The organism is Erwinia sp. TECH1 (assembly GCF_054057575.1).
Genome location: NZ_JBSRZK010000001.1, coordinates 3995719 through 4011132, shown reverse-complemented (window position 1 = coordinate 4011132; position 15414 = coordinate 3995719). Strand labels below are relative to the sequence as shown.

At 51.1% G+C, this 15414-nt stretch carries 13 protein-coding genes; 3 read left to right on the top strand and 10 right to left on the bottom strand.

From position 1 onward, the window contains the following. Window positions 1-4: 4 nt before the first annotated feature. On the bottom strand, window positions 5-1900 hold the full coding sequence (mrdA, locus tag ACVWZ0_RS18760; RefSeq protein WP_253458402.1) for a penicillin-binding protein 2: 1896 nt from the start codon (window positions 1898-1900) through the stop codon (window positions 5-7). A 596-nt stretch (window positions 1901-2496) separates the two neighbouring features. Between mrdA and ACVWZ0_RS18755 the strand changes: the two genes are divergently transcribed. Beyond that, entirely contained in the window at window positions 2497-3597 is a 1101-nt protein-coding gene (locus ACVWZ0_RS18755; protein WP_253458406.1) for an NADH:flavin oxidoreductase/NADH oxidase, read from the top strand. A gap of 37 nt (window positions 3598-3634) precedes the next feature. Here the strand turns inward: ACVWZ0_RS18755 and ACVWZ0_RS18750 are convergent, their stop codons facing one another. The 7 genes from ACVWZ0_RS18750 to ACVWZ0_RS18720 all read right to left on the bottom strand — a co-directional run bounded on the left by ACVWZ0_RS18750 (window position 3635) and on the right by ACVWZ0_RS18720 (window position 11755). Beyond that, window positions 3635-4273, bottom strand: coding sequence for a helix-turn-helix domain-containing protein (locus ACVWZ0_RS18750; RefSeq protein ID WP_253458409.1), 639 nt, complete (start codon window positions 4271-4273; stop codon window positions 3635-3637). A 52-nt stretch (window positions 4274-4325) separates the two neighbouring features. Next, a complete protein-coding gene (locus tag ACVWZ0_RS18745) occupies window positions 4326-5408 on the bottom strand; it encodes a fimbrial protein (protein ID WP_253458412.1) in 1083 nt (360 codons plus the stop codon). A 74-nt stretch (window positions 5409-5482) separates the two neighbouring features. Continuing rightward, window positions 5483-8113 carry a fimbria/pilus outer membrane usher protein gene (locus ACVWZ0_RS18740; protein WP_253458415.1) on the bottom strand — a complete coding sequence of 877 codons (2631 nt, stop codon included), beginning with the start codon at window positions 8111-8113 and terminating at the stop codon, window positions 5483-5485. A gap of 71 nt (window positions 8114-8184) precedes the next feature. Beyond that, on the bottom strand, window positions 8185-8886 hold the full coding sequence (locus ACVWZ0_RS18735) for a fimbrial biogenesis chaperone (protein ID WP_253458417.1): 702 nt from the start codon (window positions 8884-8886) through the stop codon (window positions 8185-8187). Between the two features lie 50 nt (window positions 8887-8936). Next, a complete protein-coding gene (locus ACVWZ0_RS18730; protein ID WP_253458420.1) occupies window positions 8937-9518 on the bottom strand; it encodes a fimbrial protein in 582 nt (193 codons plus the stop codon). Between the two features lie 94 nt (window positions 9519-9612). Beyond that, the gene (locus ACVWZ0_RS18725) at window positions 9613-10020 is read right to left on the bottom strand and encodes a winged helix-turn-helix domain-containing protein (protein ID WP_253458423.1); all 408 of its coding nucleotides are present in this window, start codon (window positions 10018-10020) and stop codon (window positions 9613-9615) included. Between the two features lie 658 nt (window positions 10021-10678). After that, entirely contained in the window at window positions 10679-11755 is a 1077-nt protein-coding gene (locus ACVWZ0_RS18720; protein ID WP_253458426.1) for a tartrate dehydrogenase, read from the bottom strand. A gap of 82 nt (window positions 11756-11837) precedes the next feature. Here ACVWZ0_RS18720 and ACVWZ0_RS18715 point away from each other — a divergent pair, with 82 nt between their 5' ends. Further along, window positions 11838-12770, top strand: coding sequence for a LysR family transcriptional regulator (locus tag ACVWZ0_RS18715; RefSeq protein WP_253458429.1), 933 nt, complete (start codon window positions 11838-11840; stop codon window positions 12768-12770). A gap of 710 nt (window positions 12771-13480) precedes the next feature. On the opposite strand, the gene ACVWZ0_RS18710 is transcribed toward ACVWZ0_RS18715, so the two are convergent. Then, entirely contained in the window at window positions 13481-13822 is a 342-nt protein-coding gene (locus tag ACVWZ0_RS18710) for a hypothetical protein (protein WP_253458434.1), read from the bottom strand. Between the two features lie 194 nt (window positions 13823-14016). On the opposite strand from ACVWZ0_RS18710, the gene ACVWZ0_RS18705 reads away from it, so the two are divergent. Then, on the top strand, window positions 14017-14814 hold the full coding sequence (locus tag ACVWZ0_RS18705; RefSeq protein WP_253458438.1) for an arylamine N-acetyltransferase family protein: 798 nt from the start codon (window positions 14017-14019) through the stop codon (window positions 14812-14814). A gap of 85 nt (window positions 14815-14899) precedes the next feature. On the opposite strand, the gene ACVWZ0_RS18700 is transcribed toward ACVWZ0_RS18705, so the two are convergent. Then, on the bottom strand, window positions 14900-15166 hold the full coding sequence (locus ACVWZ0_RS18700) for a hypothetical protein (protein ID WP_253458441.1): 267 nt from the start codon (window positions 15164-15166) through the stop codon (window positions 14900-14902). Between the last annotated feature and the right edge of the window lie 248 nt (window positions 15167-15414).

The following is a 15414-nucleotide window of genomic DNA, read 5'->3' as shown; positions in this document are numbered from 1 at the left end:
CGGGCTATTGCGCGGTCAGGTTGCTCTGTGGATCGGCGGTAGGGGCCATCGGTTTAACATCCGGCGGCAGGAAGATGTGGTCGAGAATATTTCTTACCAGCGGCGCGGCCGTGACGCCGTTGATGCCGCCGTTTTCCAGGATCAGCGCTATCGCCACTTTGGGCTTATCGAAAGGCGCAAAGGCGGTATAGAAAATATGGTCGCGCAGGCGGATCGGGATCGTTTTGGCGTTGTAGATCTGATTCTGCTTCAGGCCGAACACCTGCGAGGTGCCGCTTTTCGCCGCAATGCCGTAAGGCGCGGTATGGAAATATTTATAGCCGGTGCCGTTTGGCGCGTTGGCCATGCCGAACATGGCGCGGCGTACGATCCCCCAGTACGGCGAGTCAGGATCGCCGACCTGCTGAGCGGGCAGCGTCGGCTGCCAAAGGCTGACGTTTTTACCCTGTTTTTCCTCATACATCAGGTGAGGCTGGATAACGCGCCCGTTATTAATAAGCGTGGCCATCGCTTTCACCATCTGGATTGGCGTGGCAATCCAGTAGCCCTGGCCGATGCCGACGGAAACGGTATCGCCCTGATACCAGCTCTTTTTATGCACCTTTTGCTTCCATTCGCGGCCTGGCAGCAGGCCGTTGTACTCCTCGTTGAGATCGATGCCGGTGGATTTACCGTAGCCGAACTGGCTGAGCATGGTATGAATGCGATCGATACCCATCATAAAGGCCACCTGATAAAAGAAGGTGTCCGCCGACTCTTCTATCGCGCGGGTTACGTCCAGCATCCCGTGTCCGGTTTTTTTCCAGTCGCGGTATTTGCGCTCGGTGCCCGGCAGCGTCCAGGTCGGCGCGCCGTAGAAGCTGGTTTGCGGCGTAATGACGTGATTCAGCAGTGCCGACATCGCCATATAAGGCTTAACGGTGGAGGCTGGCGGATAAAGCCCTTGGGTTACGCGGTTGATAAGCGGCAGATCTTTATTAGCCAACAGCGACTTGTAGGCTTTATAGCTGATGCCCTTCACAAAAGGGTTGGGATCGTAGCTGGGACTGGACACCATCGCCAGCACCTCGCCGGTTTTGGGATTTTCAATCAGGACGGCGGCCCGCTGGCCTGGCAGCTGCGTCTCCACGTACTGCTGTAAAGGAAGATCCAGCGTCAAATAAATATTTTTACCGGCAACGGGCGGCACCTCTTTCAGCACGCGGATCACCCGGCCGTGGTTATCCACTTCCACTTCCTGATAGCCGGTTTTGCCATGCAGTACCGATTCGTAATAACCTTCAATCCCCTGTTTGCCAATATTATGGTCGGCGGCGTAGTTCTCGCTAATCCCTTCTTTATCCAGCCTTTTATAATCGCTGTCGTTTATTTTAGAGACGTACCCCACCACGTGTGCCAGATCCGGGCCGTAGGGGTACTGGCGATCTTCATAACTGTTGATATCGACGCCGGTATACTTGAATTGATTAACAGAGAAACGGGCCACTTCTTCCGCCGATAGCTCGGTTTTCAACACCACCGGCTTGTAGCGGCTGGCGTTGTGCAGATTATGGGTAAACGTCTCGATATCGTCGGCAGAAAGATCGACTATTGGCGTCAGTTCAGCCAGTAACGCCTTCATATCATGCACTTTATAAGGCACAACTTCGATGTCATACCAGGTAACATTTTTTACCAGCGGCGTACCGTTACGGTCGAAAATAATCCCACGCGTGGGCGCGATGGGGATCATCTTGATATCGTTTTGATTGGAGCGCGTTTGATAGTACTGATTTTGCTCAATCTGCAGATGCCAGAGATTGATGCCAAGCGTGACAAAACCCGCCAGCACAACGCCAAAGGCCACCAGTGCCCTGCGAACAAACAGCTTTTCTTCTTCTGCAAAATCTCTGAATTTCATTCACTGCCAATCAGGTAGTCTTTTATTTACCCGCTACATGATAGAGATTACGCAACAAATCACGACCTGAAAGATGCGTCCCGGCCAGGTAAAGTGTGACATTTGTTGAAGTTGTAACAGAATGGCTGCCTTTTTTAAAAGAGTGATGATTATTACCGCTGCCGCTGCTCATAAATAATATTTATTTTTTCCGCCTTCTGGCGAAAATTTATGACCATTAAACGAGAATGCTGTTTCTGCTGATAACGCGCCGTGACTATAAAATTCAAATTATTTTTCCGCTCTGTTTATTATTTTTGGCTATCAGCCATACGCGGCTAATTCGACGTGGGCGTTTTATATTTTTTACGAACAGGCCTCTTTGGAGCAGTCTGAGTCCGTTACCCAAATTTATTGCTGATTTTGCCTGGCCTGCGGAAAGCCGCCTGCGTTAAGCGGAAAAGATCGGCCTGTGACCACGGCTGACGCTGATACCCACCCTGCGTACAGCATCAGCATTAACCGCTTAGTGAAGTTGCCAGCATTGGCGTAATAATCGACCGACATGACGTTGTCATCAGGCAACCTGTTTTACCGCCATCCATTAAGAGGTTTTTATGTCAGGGTTATTTTCCCCTTTTACCTTAAAAGACGTGACGTTACGCAACCGTATCGCCGTACCGCCAATGTGTCAGTACAGCGCTGAAGATGGGCTGAGCAACGAGTGGCACCGCGTTCATTATGCCAGCCTGGCCCGTGGCGGCGCAGGTCTGGTGATTGTCGAGGCGACGGCGGTTGCGCCGGAAGGGCGTATCACGCCCGGCTGCCTCGGTATCTGGAACGACGAGCAGGCTGAGAAACTGGCGATCATCGCCCGTGATATCAAGGCGGCAGGCGCGGTGCCGGGTATTCAGATTGCCCATGCGGGCCGCAAAGCCAGCGCTAACCGTCCGTGGGAAGGCGACGATCATATCGCGAAAACCGACCCGCGCGGCTGGGAAACGCTGTCGCCGTCCGCTACCGCTTTCGGTGCTAACCTGCCGCAGGTGCCGCACGAAATGACGCTGGAAGAGATTGCCCGCGTTCGCGATGATTTTGCCGTGGCGGCACAGCGCGCGCGTGATGCCGGCTTCGAGTGGCTGGAGCTGCATTTCGCACATGGCTATCTGGCACAGAGCTTCTTCTCCGTGCACGCTAACCAGCGTCAGGATCAATATGGCGGCGATTTCGAAGGGCGCAGCCGCTTCCTGCTGGAAACGCTGGCTGCCGTACGTACACAGTGGCCGGATAACCTGCCGCTGACGGCGCGTTTCGGCGTGATTGAATACGACGGTCGTGACGAAGAGACGCTGACAGAGGCGATTACGCTGACGAAAAAATTCCGCGAAGGCGGCCTGGATCTGCTCAGCGTCAGCATCGGCTTCTCCACGCCGGACGCTAATATTCCGTGGGGCCCCGCTTTCCTGGCGCCAGTTGCCGAGCGCGTGCGCCGTGAAGCGGATATTCCGGTGGCTTCCGCGTGGGGTATTGATGCGCCGTTAATTGCCAACGAGGCCGTTGAAAAAGGTCAGCTGGATCTGGTCATGGTTGGTAAAGCACACCTGGCCAACCCTAACTGGTCCTATCAGGCCGCGCGGGCGCTGAAAAAAGAGCAGCCTTCATGGGTGCTGCCAGCGCCTTATGCACACTGGCTGGAGCGCTATCGCGTTAGCGAGTAAAACCCTGGCAGAAGGTCTGGCGACCTTCTGCCGCTTTTTACTGTAGCCGGGAAAGCGACGATGCTGCGCGCCACGATGGCGGATCCCGCAACCCCAGATAGCTCTTGTTGAAGCCGGAATAAAGATTAAGAATTTCTTTATAGCAGACCAGCGCCATATCGTTGATTTTCATCATCCCCAGTTTGCGTACCGCATTCTGCTTATGCGAGCTAATCGTTTTAACCGAAATATTAAGTTTTCGGGAAATAAAGATAGCCGAGTGGCCGGAAGCCAGCTCTTTCAGGATCAGCGTTTCCTTTCGGGAGAGCTGATTGTAGTGTGAAGCTTCATAGTTCGGGATAGCTTTTAATAAAGGAATGTATTTTTTAAAGGTGCTTTTCTTGGAGATAAGCCAGTAAGGATGAAAGCCTTTATGCTCATCCTGTAAGGGAAGGTCGACAATAAAAACAATATTGATACCGAAATAATCAATATTTTTCGCCATGCCCAGTTTGGTATGGCAATTAGTAAAGTTGATATCAATGATTACGGTATCTTCTTTTGTTAACTTACCGGGGCGGAATTGAGTTAGCCAGCCTTCATAGCTAAATCCTTGCATCGCTATGCCATTTGCCGCCAGAAAGTATTTTAGCCCGGCCACAAAGTACATATCGTCGGAAATAACATATATGCACATAAATCCCTCTTTATCCTGTCCCTGTTACGGCTGAAAAAAAACCTCGCTTTTTTCAGTAGTAGTTAATGGTAAATGTAACGGTCGCATCTGCTCTTCCTGCACTTACGGTCGATTCGGTCTGAATGTAACGAGCGACAAGCGGCATAGACTGCGTGGTCGCCGCACTGTTTTGCATGCTGTAATCCTTGCTGCTGGCAAAATCTACCAGCAAGGGAGAAGCATCAGATTTATTGCCATAAGCCATCTGAATGCCGACGCCCGTGGCGCTGCTGCTGCCCGTTTTTATGCCAAGAATACCGTTAGCGCTGTCGATAATGGCGGTATTAGGTGACAGCGTCAGATTTAAAATGTTGTTGGTGATAGCACCCATGCCGCTGGTGCCGTTGTCGGAAGTCCAGGTATTTCTGCCGTCGTTCAGCGTCCCGTAAAAGCGAGGGCAGTTAACTAAGTTAATGGTGGCATCTTTCCATTCGGTGGTTTTTCCTGTTCCCGTAAAATATTCAGCGATGTCATATTTTCCCATCTCGACGGTGACGTCCGGCGTTTGACAGGTTTGCGAAACGATATTTATCGCCCCGGAAAAGTTCAGGCTCCCTAAATTTATCGCCGAAATACCCGGCGCCTCAAAATCATATTTCACCGTAGGTAGCTGCGATCCGTTAAGCGTGCCGGGCGTGATCGTGCCGGTTTTAATCAGCACCACGTCAAATTCAAAGCCGCCTTGCGCATGCCAAACGTTACTGTCGTATTGAGTTTCTTCCTGCCATGCCTGATAGCTGAAAGGAACGGAATAGTAGGTCAGATTATAGGTATAAATAGCTATGCCTATACCCGCTACGCCGGTTTCATACACTTTGCCGGCGCGAAACGAGCTGTCTGACCAGTCAGACGCCTTGTTAGGCAGATCGCTGTAATACCAGTTAATAGTGGGTTGATAGCTCTGTGTATTATCGCAATAAATATTCGTAGGCCGGGAGGGCTTAAAATACTGGCGATAAATAACGGTGCCGTTACTGACCCCTGGCCCGATGGTCAGATTGCTGCTTTGTAAGGGCAGCGTAAAATTCATGACGCCATAGCCTTTTTGCAGGCTACAGCTCAAGGCAAAAGCCTGCTGGCTCCAGACTGTGGCCATAGCCAGCAGAGCGAGTAACGGGGCGGACCGGCAATATTTTTGTATTAAACGACTCTTCATGTCTTCAATCCGTATTAACTGTGACTTTGACGGGATGTCGGCGGCGCCTCTGCCATGGTTCCCTCTGGCTGCGCGGTTTTTTCAATGGCTTCGCAAACGCTTTCAAAACGCGGTATTTCACGCTGGCGGTCGGTTTCCGCCTGCGGCATCAGGATATAGCTCAGGCTGCATTGCATATCCGGCGCGTCTCCCCATTTAACACGCAGCTTGTCCCGCTGCGCCTGGACGCGTGCATAGACTTCGCCGCCCTGGCCGACGGTACCAACATGGTTGCCTTTGCTGTCCAGCACTTCGGCACCGAAGGCCACAGGCTCACCCTGGAAGGTGGCCGCAATCAGCACCGCTGTGCCGCTGCGCGTGCCGTATTTCAGCTTCACTACGGCGCCTGATAACGGCGCTACTTTCAGCGAGGTGGTATCCAGCTCCACATCGCTGGCGGCCCCGCCAGGATCCAGCGTGACTTCGTTCAGCTGATAGGGATCCAGATAGGGCACGGCAGCGTAGCCGTTCCAGTCAACGTAAACGCCAGGATAGGACGAAACGCTGGCGCCCTGGGCGCCTTTGGCCTCGACCAGCGCGAAGGTATCGGAGGTGTAAGGCGTTAGCGTCACGCCGCCGGAATGGCCAATAACGGTGCCGCTCATCCCGGCAGACGCGCTGTAATAGTTGCTGCCTTTGCCGTACGAAGCGCTCAAAGAAGAAACGGCGCTGCGCCATGTACCATTAACCGTGCCGCTGCTGCCCGTGCCCTGATTGGCGTTGGCGGCGCTGACGCCGTAAGAAAACTGGCCAAGCTTACCGCCCGTGCCGGATATGGCTGCCTGTTCTGAGGTTCGCCCGTTGCTGTTATGCGCTAAATCAACACGCAGCTGGGGCGTGTAGCTGCTGCTGTTGCCCAGCGGCAGACTGAAGTTCAGCAGATAGTTGTTCTCGGCCTCGCCGTACAGCGTCCAGGTGCGGTTAACGCTAAGACCCCATGAGAGATTTTTATAGCGATTGTTGTAGCCCAGCTGGTACTGCTTGCTGTTGCCGTCGCGGTTCCAGTAATCCTGTAGCGAGCTGCTGGCGTAAAGGGTTCCCCAGCGTTCCGGCAGCCCTTGACTGACCGTAGCGATAAAACGGTTTTTGGCGCGCCAGATTGCGCTGGTTGACAGCCCGTCGGCAACCGCTTCCCGCGTCTGCATCGCCGTCATAAATCCCATATAGCCGCTGGTGGAAAAACGGTAGGCCGCCAGCGACACTTTGCTGCTGGTAGCGCTGACGGTTTTGCTGTAGCTGAGCTGAAAGCTCTGCCCGCTCATGGATGTCGTCGTATCTTCGGCAGTCCCGCCCAGATGGGTGCGGGCCTGAGTGGCATCCAGCGCAAAAGCGCCGATTTCGGTACCAAGCGCCAGGCCCGATTGCAGCGCATAGTAGTTCTGGCTCGCCTGGAAACCGCCATAGGCGGTAAGCATGTTGGTCAGGCCATATTGCAGCGTAGCCTGATAAAGGGCGGGCTTTTCCGACAGCGAGCTGCTGCGCAGCCTGCCGGCGGTAACGGAGTAGCGGCTGTTGCCCGGCCTGAGCAGCTGGGCAACAGAGGAGTAGGGCACTTCAAAATATTGTTCGCTGCCGTCAGACTCGCGTACGGTGACCGCTAAATTACCACCGTAGCCGGTGGGATAGAGATCGTTAATTAAAAACTCGCCCGGCGGCACGGTGGTTTCGTAAATAACCTGGCTGCCCTGACGTACGGTCACCCTGGCGTTAGTGCGCGCCACGCCGTGGATCTCTGGCGCATAGCCGCGCAGCGAGTTCGGCAGCATTCTTTCATCACTTGCCAGCTGTACGCCGGAAAAAGGCAGCGTTTCAAACAGCAAGCCTGAGGTATTCGCCTGGCCAGCCAGCAGACGGCTTTCCAGGGCGGGAATATCCCGCTGCACATAGGTATTAAGGGCGCTATATTTTTTCTGGCCGTGCTCAACCCAGTTCCAGCTGCCGTTATGGCGCAGATACCAGCTGGCGATATTTAATCCCGCCCGGATGCTGGCATAGACGGATTGATAGCGGGTTCCCCCGCTTTCGCTGGTGTAGGCATTGGCATTATAAGCCAGCAGCGCTGCCGGAATGCCGCTGTCCCAGCGGTCCTTGCTTATCGATCCTCGCGCGTTTCGCGCCATATAAATTTGCGGAACGATAATATCAAGCCGCTGTTCGTTACTGTCGTAATTGACGGCGATCTCGGGAATTTTTTTCGTCAGATCGTAACAGCCCCGGCCGCGCTCATCCTGCTCAAAAAAATTTGCGGGTATCCGGCCTGCATCGAAGGCGATTCTTTTTATCAGCTCTTCTTTTAAGCAGGGCAGAACGTTTTTGTTCTTATCGGCGCTGAATTCAATATCGTAATTTCCCAGCAGGTCATTATTAACGTAAACCGCCGTTCGATAGATGCCGGGCAACGCCGCCGCACCGTTAGCGAAGCGGCCGAGATCGATAGCGCTGCCGTCGCTGACGTTAAGAAATGTAGGATCGAACTCAACATTTTTGGCAACTTCCTGCGGTGCAGAAGGGGAAGGTTCGATCGCATAGGCTGAAGAAATAAAAGGAAGGAGCAACACCAGCTGCGCTTGCTTCCATCTTTTTCCTTGTGGCGAGGCGTTTTCCATAAAAATCCTTTTTATAAAAAACCTGATTAAGCGTCATTAATCTGTCCCGATGACGTAGAATAGAATATCCATTAATTGACTTGCGCATCGACGCTGATAGAGGCGCCATAATCATTGATATAATTTACCTTTATTTTGTCCCCAGGGTTTGCTGCAGCAGTAAAGCTGGCTTCAGAAAAAGGCGCGATCGTATCTGCCTCGGTATTTTTATCGTTAATAACTATATTGGTCAGCGAGATATAATAAGGCGTAGGATTATTGGCTATCAGCTGCTGCCCGTTTTTTTTCCAGACAATTTTTTGTGCGGCATCGTTAGCGTTTCCTTTCAAACCGACGGGACGGAAAAAGAATTTAATGCGCGAGCGAAAGGCCATTTGCAGCAGGTTGCTGTCTTTAAGCAACGGGTTTTTAGCCGGAATTTCCAAAACGTTCAGCCAGTAGATGCTTTCCCGATCGGCCGGCAGCGGCTTTCCCGTATAGCTGATACGCAGCGTCTGGCCTTTCTCCGGCTCCACGCGGTTGATGGGCGGCGTCAGGACAAAAGGCACATGGATAGTGTCCGGTTTGGCTTTAACATCGCCGTCATCGATCCAGCTCTGGATCAGCACCGGCTTTTTCCCTTTATTGGCTAATTTTACGCTGACTTCTCTGGCGTCTGAGGGATAAATAACCCGGGTGCCGGTAATCACTACGCTGGCAGAAGCCGTGTAGCTAAACGCCAGCAATAAAGAAGCGTTTAAACCGGAAAAAAATAAGCGAGAAAATTTATTCATACTAACCTTCTGTAAAAAGCAGAGAGACGGCGTCTCTCTGCGGGGAGGTTTTATTTATACTGAAGAGCGTAAACCACGCTGCTGCTAACCATACCAGGGGCGGCCTTTGCTCCTGTTATTTCTTGTGCATTGTAGCGAACGGCGTATTCTAATGTTGCGGTTCCATCTGTAGTCACGGGTTTATAAATCGCACTTTCTTTTTGATTATCACTACCAATAAAAATAGATTTATAATTATTGTTATTAGCATCTAACAGCTCCAGCGTGACGTCTGATGTTTCCGTGGCATCGCTCTTGTTTATCAGATGTCCCTTATCATTAACGGTAGTGCCATGCTGGAAGAAAGCCGATACCGTTGTCTTATTATCTGCCAGCGTACAATCCGTCAGTTGCATAATGAAATGCGTATCACCTGCGGTGGCACCCTTCGGCAGAGCAGAAGTTTGAAGCACCGGCAGGTCAACATTACCGTCCGAATTTCCTGATCCGTTGACATTTACCTTACAGGTGGAGGAGGTGAGTTGGCCGTTAAAGGTAATGGTGCCCGAAGAGTTCGTAGAAACAGAGTCCGCCTGGGCAGTCACGCCGGTAAACGCGGTTGCCAGCGCAGCAGCAATCAGCAATTTTTTCATTGAACATCCTTATTTTCATCATGTTAAAATAAATCCCATCTTGTCGTTGGGATTGTTATTTTTCCCTGAGGGGAAGTATTTGCAGTGGTTTTATCTACAAATTCTTAGTATCGAAGTAGTAAATAGGCGTGACGCGCTCTTTATTAATGCAGAATCCCCTGACGTGATCCTCTTCTGTCCGGGTGATAAAATCTTCAGCAATACCAAGCGTTGAAAGTTTGTTTCTCAGGCAGTGCATGACCTGCCAGAGCCGCTGTGATGAGGAACTCAGGCCATACTTGTCCCACACATTGGTTAATATTTCTTCATTGCCGATAACTTTACTGTCGGCATTCTCCAGCAGGTAAATAAAAAGGCGCATCATGGTTTTTCTTAATTTTATTGCGCTGGTGCCCTTTTCGTTTGCCAGTAGTTTGATATTAATGATCCGGCTCTGGTTAATATTAACCTGGATGTCGGGCTCAATCATGTAACCGTAGACTTTTGCGCTTTCCCAATCCATTACCTTTCCTCCATGAAAACCAGACAGACTTTTACAAGGCGTGTCAAACGGGAACTCTTTCCTGAGTGCGGCTATAGTAACTGTTGAGATAAATCTATCTCAACAGTTACTTTATTCTTTTATAAAGAGGGTGTTATTTGTTAATTAAAGGGGGGAATGGCTACTTAAGGTTTTTTTTGTGGTTTTTTATATCAATGTATGCAGGTGTTTAAGGTTTTTGTTTCGTCAAAAGGGGTAAGTCGATCATCAAACGGAAAATCTATTTTAGCCTGATATTTTAGAGTAAAATATTAGATGATTTCTGCCATTGCTGCTAATGATTCACAATCATAACGTCTTTTTTTAACACTTGTCGATTCCGGTAACTAAAAAAAATTAGATTTTTCCTTAGTTATTGTCATACGTTAGTGTCAGGCTATGGTTAAAAATTAAAAATAACGTTTTTACTAATGGTTCAGGTAAGTGAAGTCATCTGGCCTGCCAGCCAGGATTATTCTCAGGCCTGAATTAATGGTTGATATTTTATAGCTCATAGTTGGTTGGTGTTTTTAATGGGAATAGTCTCATATTTTTTTATTTTTACAATAGGCGAAAAGAATAATTTTCTACCTTCAGTAAAATAGCAAAAAGGAGAAAGGCCGCCTTTCTCCTCCCTTATTTACAGCGCGGCGGCGATAGCGGCGCCCAGATCCGCCGTTTTCCCCGTACCGCCAATGTCCGGGGTTAACCGTATTTTATTTTCACTGCTCAGCACGCGTTCTATGGCTGCTACCACCGCTTCCGCCGCCTCGCTATGGCCCAAATGCTCAAGCATCATCGCGCCGCACCAGATTTGACCTATCGGATTGGCGATGCCTTGACCAGCGATGTCCGGTGCAGAGCCATGTACGGGTTCGAATAAGCTGGGAAAGGTACGTTCAGGATTAATGTTAGCGGAAGGCGCAATACCGATGGTTCCGGTGCAGGCCGGCCCCAAATCGGAAAGAATATCGCCGAACAGATTGCTGGCGACAACCACATCGAACCTGTCCGGATGCAGGACAAAGTGCGCCGTCAGAATATCAATATGGTATTTATCCACCGCCAGGTCGGGATAATGCTCGTGCATCGCCGCTACGCGACTGTCCCACCACGGCATGGTGATGGCAATGCCGTTGGATTTGGTGGCGGAAGTCAGATGGCGGGCCGGACGCTTTTGCGCCAGCTCAAAGGCGAACTTTAAAATGCGGTCCACGCCGGTACGGGTCATTACCGTTTCCTGAATAACAATTTCTCTCTCCGTATTGGGAAACATTGTTCCGCCAACGCTGGAGTATTCGCCTTCGGTATTCTCACGCACCACGTAGAAATCGATGTCACCAGGCTGGCGATCGGCCAGCGGGGATTTGATGCCGGCCAGCAGCCTCACCGGGCGTAAATTAACATACTGATCGAACTGGCGGCGGAACTGGAGCAGCGAGCCCCACAGCGAGACGTGATCCGGCACGATTTCGGGCCAGCCGACGGCGCCAAAGTAGATAGCGTCAAACGGCTTAAGTAAGGCAAACCAGTCGTCCGGCAGCATTTTACCGTGCTGCTGATAATAGTCCGCGCTGGCAAAATCAAACCAGACCCACTCCAGCACGATGCCGAATTTCTCTGCGGCGGCGCTGATAACCTTTACGCCTTCCGGCATCACCTCTTTGCCGATCCCGTCACCGGGGATCACGGCAATTTTGTAGTTTGCTACGGACATTGCGCTTCTCCTGGAAAGTTAGCTTTTCGCCCTGAGTCTATTGCAGCATTATGGTTAAATAATTAGCCTGGAATTCAATGCAATGTTAACTAAAGGTAAAGAGTTGGCGACAACCAGCGAGGATCTGCGCTTTTTTACCCACGTAGCCAGACTGACCAGCCTGACGGAGGTCGCCCGGGAACTGGGATTAAGCCTGCCGGCCGTCAGTAAACGACTGACGCAGTTGGAAGAGAAGCTGGGCGTACAGCTGGTCAGACGAACTACCCGACGCCTGGAGCTGACGCCGGAAGGGCTGCTTTACGCCGAAGGCGCAGAGCCGATCCTCAGCCAGCTGGCGCAGCTGGAAGAGGAGCTGGGCGGCGAAAGCGCTATGCTACACGGCACCTTACATATCAACGCATCCTTTGGTTTTGGACGTCGTTACGTTGCGCCTCTGGTTTCAGATTTTGCCGCGCAACATCCGGCGTTAACGCTTAATTTACAGCTATCCAGCCAGCCGCTGAACTTCCTTAATGCAGGTATAGATGTGGATATCCGCGTGGGCAGCGTGCCGGATTCCCGTTTGATTGCACGCCGTATAGCGGCTAATTATCGCGTGGTATGCGCCTCGCCGGACTATCTGGCCCGTTATGCTGTACCACAGCACGTTGAAGATCTGGCGCAGCATAACTGTATTGTGCTGCGCCAGCATGAGTCGGATGCCGCTATCTGGCGATTCAGCAAGGCGGGTAAAGAGCATCGGCAGAAAGTACAGGGAAGCCTGACCACAAATGATGGTGAGGTTGCCATGCGCCTGGCGCTGGATGGCCATGGTCTGATCCTGCGCTCGTGGTGGGATGCACGCGAAGCGATCCTGGCCGGCAAGCTGGTTCAGGTGCTCACTTCATATCAGCTGCCTTCAGCGGATATCTATGCGGTTTATGCTCATAGCCGACAGACGCCAAAAAGGATCCGTTGTTTTACCGACTATCTGCATGAGCGTTTCGAAGCGCTATTTACAGACAAGAAGAAATAAAAGGGGTTGCGCGCTCATGATGTTCCTGGCAGCAGAAGTAGCAGGCTTTTACGCGGTTGCCAAACCGGGCTTTGGCCACGGTTAATGCCTGGAGAGGGGCATAGCAGCTGCCGATAAACGCCAGCTTATTTTTCCCGGGCATTTTCTGGCAGCCTCGGCGGTGTAACAGATGAAAATCCATTTGTTCTGGTCGTTGGGTCACATAATAGTATTCAGCTTGCATTTTCCCTTTCACTCTTGGCAGGCGATAGCAGATGACTTTATGATAATTTTAATAAGATTATTTTAACGCGGAACTATCGGAAAAGGTGCCGTCCCGTTGATTTACAGATAAATGCGTATAAGGCAAGTTAAGTGGCGTTAATTAATGGGCGCGGCGGGCACTTTTTTTTCTTATTAACAGCAGGTTCAGAGGTTACATGGTGTGTACAGATTTACAGAAAATCTTAATAAACGTGATTTATATTGGTAGTAAAAATATGCGCGTTTACCGAAACTGTGGGTAGCCGTTCCGCTGCAAAAAAGATGCAAATAAGAAGACACATTGCAGCGCCTTCAGATCCGTAACAAGCTGAGTCGATTGGCTGAATATGTAACAGCGCTCTGTTACCCGTTTGCCCTTACTCCCTGAACGTAGTGAAAGATGCTGTAACAAAGTTAATCCATAACCTGAGTGACAAACGGCCCGTCAGCGGCAGGCCGCCGGCCCTTTAGTCGGTTTTTTTCGGCAGCATGACGCTTAAACAGTCATCGATGCTTTGGCGAGTTCGGTTTTTATCCTGCTCGCTTAGCTGCCGGTAACGCTGAATTGCGCCCTGTGCCGAATGCTTGTCGAAAGCTACTTTGTCCACCGCGTAGGAAGCGTTTTCGTTGGTAATCACTTCGCGCAATTTGTCAGGGAAATCTGCCGAGTCTGGCGTGTCATGCATATCCTTGATCGCCACGCAGGCGGCGGCATAATAGTGCGGATCCTGCTCCGGAGGGAGGAAGGTCAGATAAAGCCCGCCGACGATAGCCAGCAAAGCTACAATGGCGATAGTTTTGCGTTTCATACAGGTTGTTTTTACTGAAGTGGTGGCGGCGAGCTTAACGTTTCCGGCGCCTTTTCGCCAGGTTAACGCCTTTGCCGTTACAGGCGGACAAAAGAAAGAGGATTGAACGTTTTCCATCAACCCGGCGGCCTGCGAAAATAGCCGGCAGCGGCAAAACTGCTAACATGGTGGTTTAACATCATGAACGAGTTGCTATGAACAACTATCACTACTTTTCCCGCTTTGCGGCGCTGGCTGGTTTTTCCGCGTCGCCGTCTGCTGATTTCGCCACCCTTAGTGCACTACATCAGCGCTGGCCTGCTCTTATTCCCTTCGAAAACATAGAGGTTTTGCTGGGCAGGCCGGTCAGTATCGACGTAGAGAAGATTGCCGACAAGCTGCTGAGCAAACAGCGGGGAGGCTACTGCTTTGAGCATAATCTGCTGTTGCGACAAATCCTTGAAGAAATTGGCTTCAGGGTTACGCCGCACCTTGCACGCGTGCTGTGGGGACAGGATAAGCCGGACGCGACGCCGCAAACGCATATGCTGTTAACCGTGGCGCTCGACGGCGTGCGGTATCTGGCGGATGTCGGTTTTGGCGGCGTCAGCCTGACCGCGCCTTTACGGCTGGAGGCGGGCGAACAGCAGGGTTACCGTCTTGAGCGGTTCAGCCAGGAAGAGTGGCTGCTGTCGATGAAAAGCGGCGGCAGCTGGCGGTTGATGTATCGGTTTGCCGATGGCGCCTGCGAACAGGCGGATATTCTTGTCGCCAGCCACTTTGTTGCCACGTATGACGAGTCGCTGTTTCGCCATAATTTGATGATGGCGAAAATAATAAACGGGCAGCAAACCAATCTGTTCAACCGGCATCTTACCGTCTACGGAGAGGAGAAAAGGCAGCAGGAGGCCGCGTCCTTTACCGACTTTCGCGCGTTAATCCTCTCCTTTTTCACGGCGGACAACGTGTTGAGCGAGACGGAAATACGGGCAATTTACGAAAAAGTTGGCTGAAATCATATAGAGGCATAAAAGCATAAAGGCATAAAAGCATGAAGGCAGACCGGTGGCCTGCCTTATTCAGATCCTTTACGCAAAACTACGCGGCAGACGAGCTGTCGGCTGGGGTAGTTAATCCGGTCAGGATATTCGACAGGAAGGAAAGCTTCGCATAGGTGCGAGACAATCCTATAGCCTGATGCGTCAGTTTTTTGATGCTCCAGCTATCCGTCGTGGTAGAAATAGCATCAACGGTGGTTTGCAGTTTGGTTGAGACATTTTCCATAGCCGAGTTCAGGCCGGTGATAACGTCAGTCAGACCAGCGCCGCTAACCATTTGTACTTCATTATGGCTGATTTCTCTCATTACTTTCTCCTTGTATATAAGGTTAATACAGCGGAGTTAATATATTTATCTCTGCCGCTTGCGTAAAGGGCGAAAATTCCTGAATAGAATATATCCGCACGAATAGCCTGGATATAAAGGGCGCATCCCTGTCAGTGCTTTCTTATTAATGAATTTAACAGGAGTTTATTGCGCGCTACAGGTGGTAAATATTGGAATGATTAATAACGGGGTGAGTTTGAATGGTGAGTATTATTTATTTGTGATTT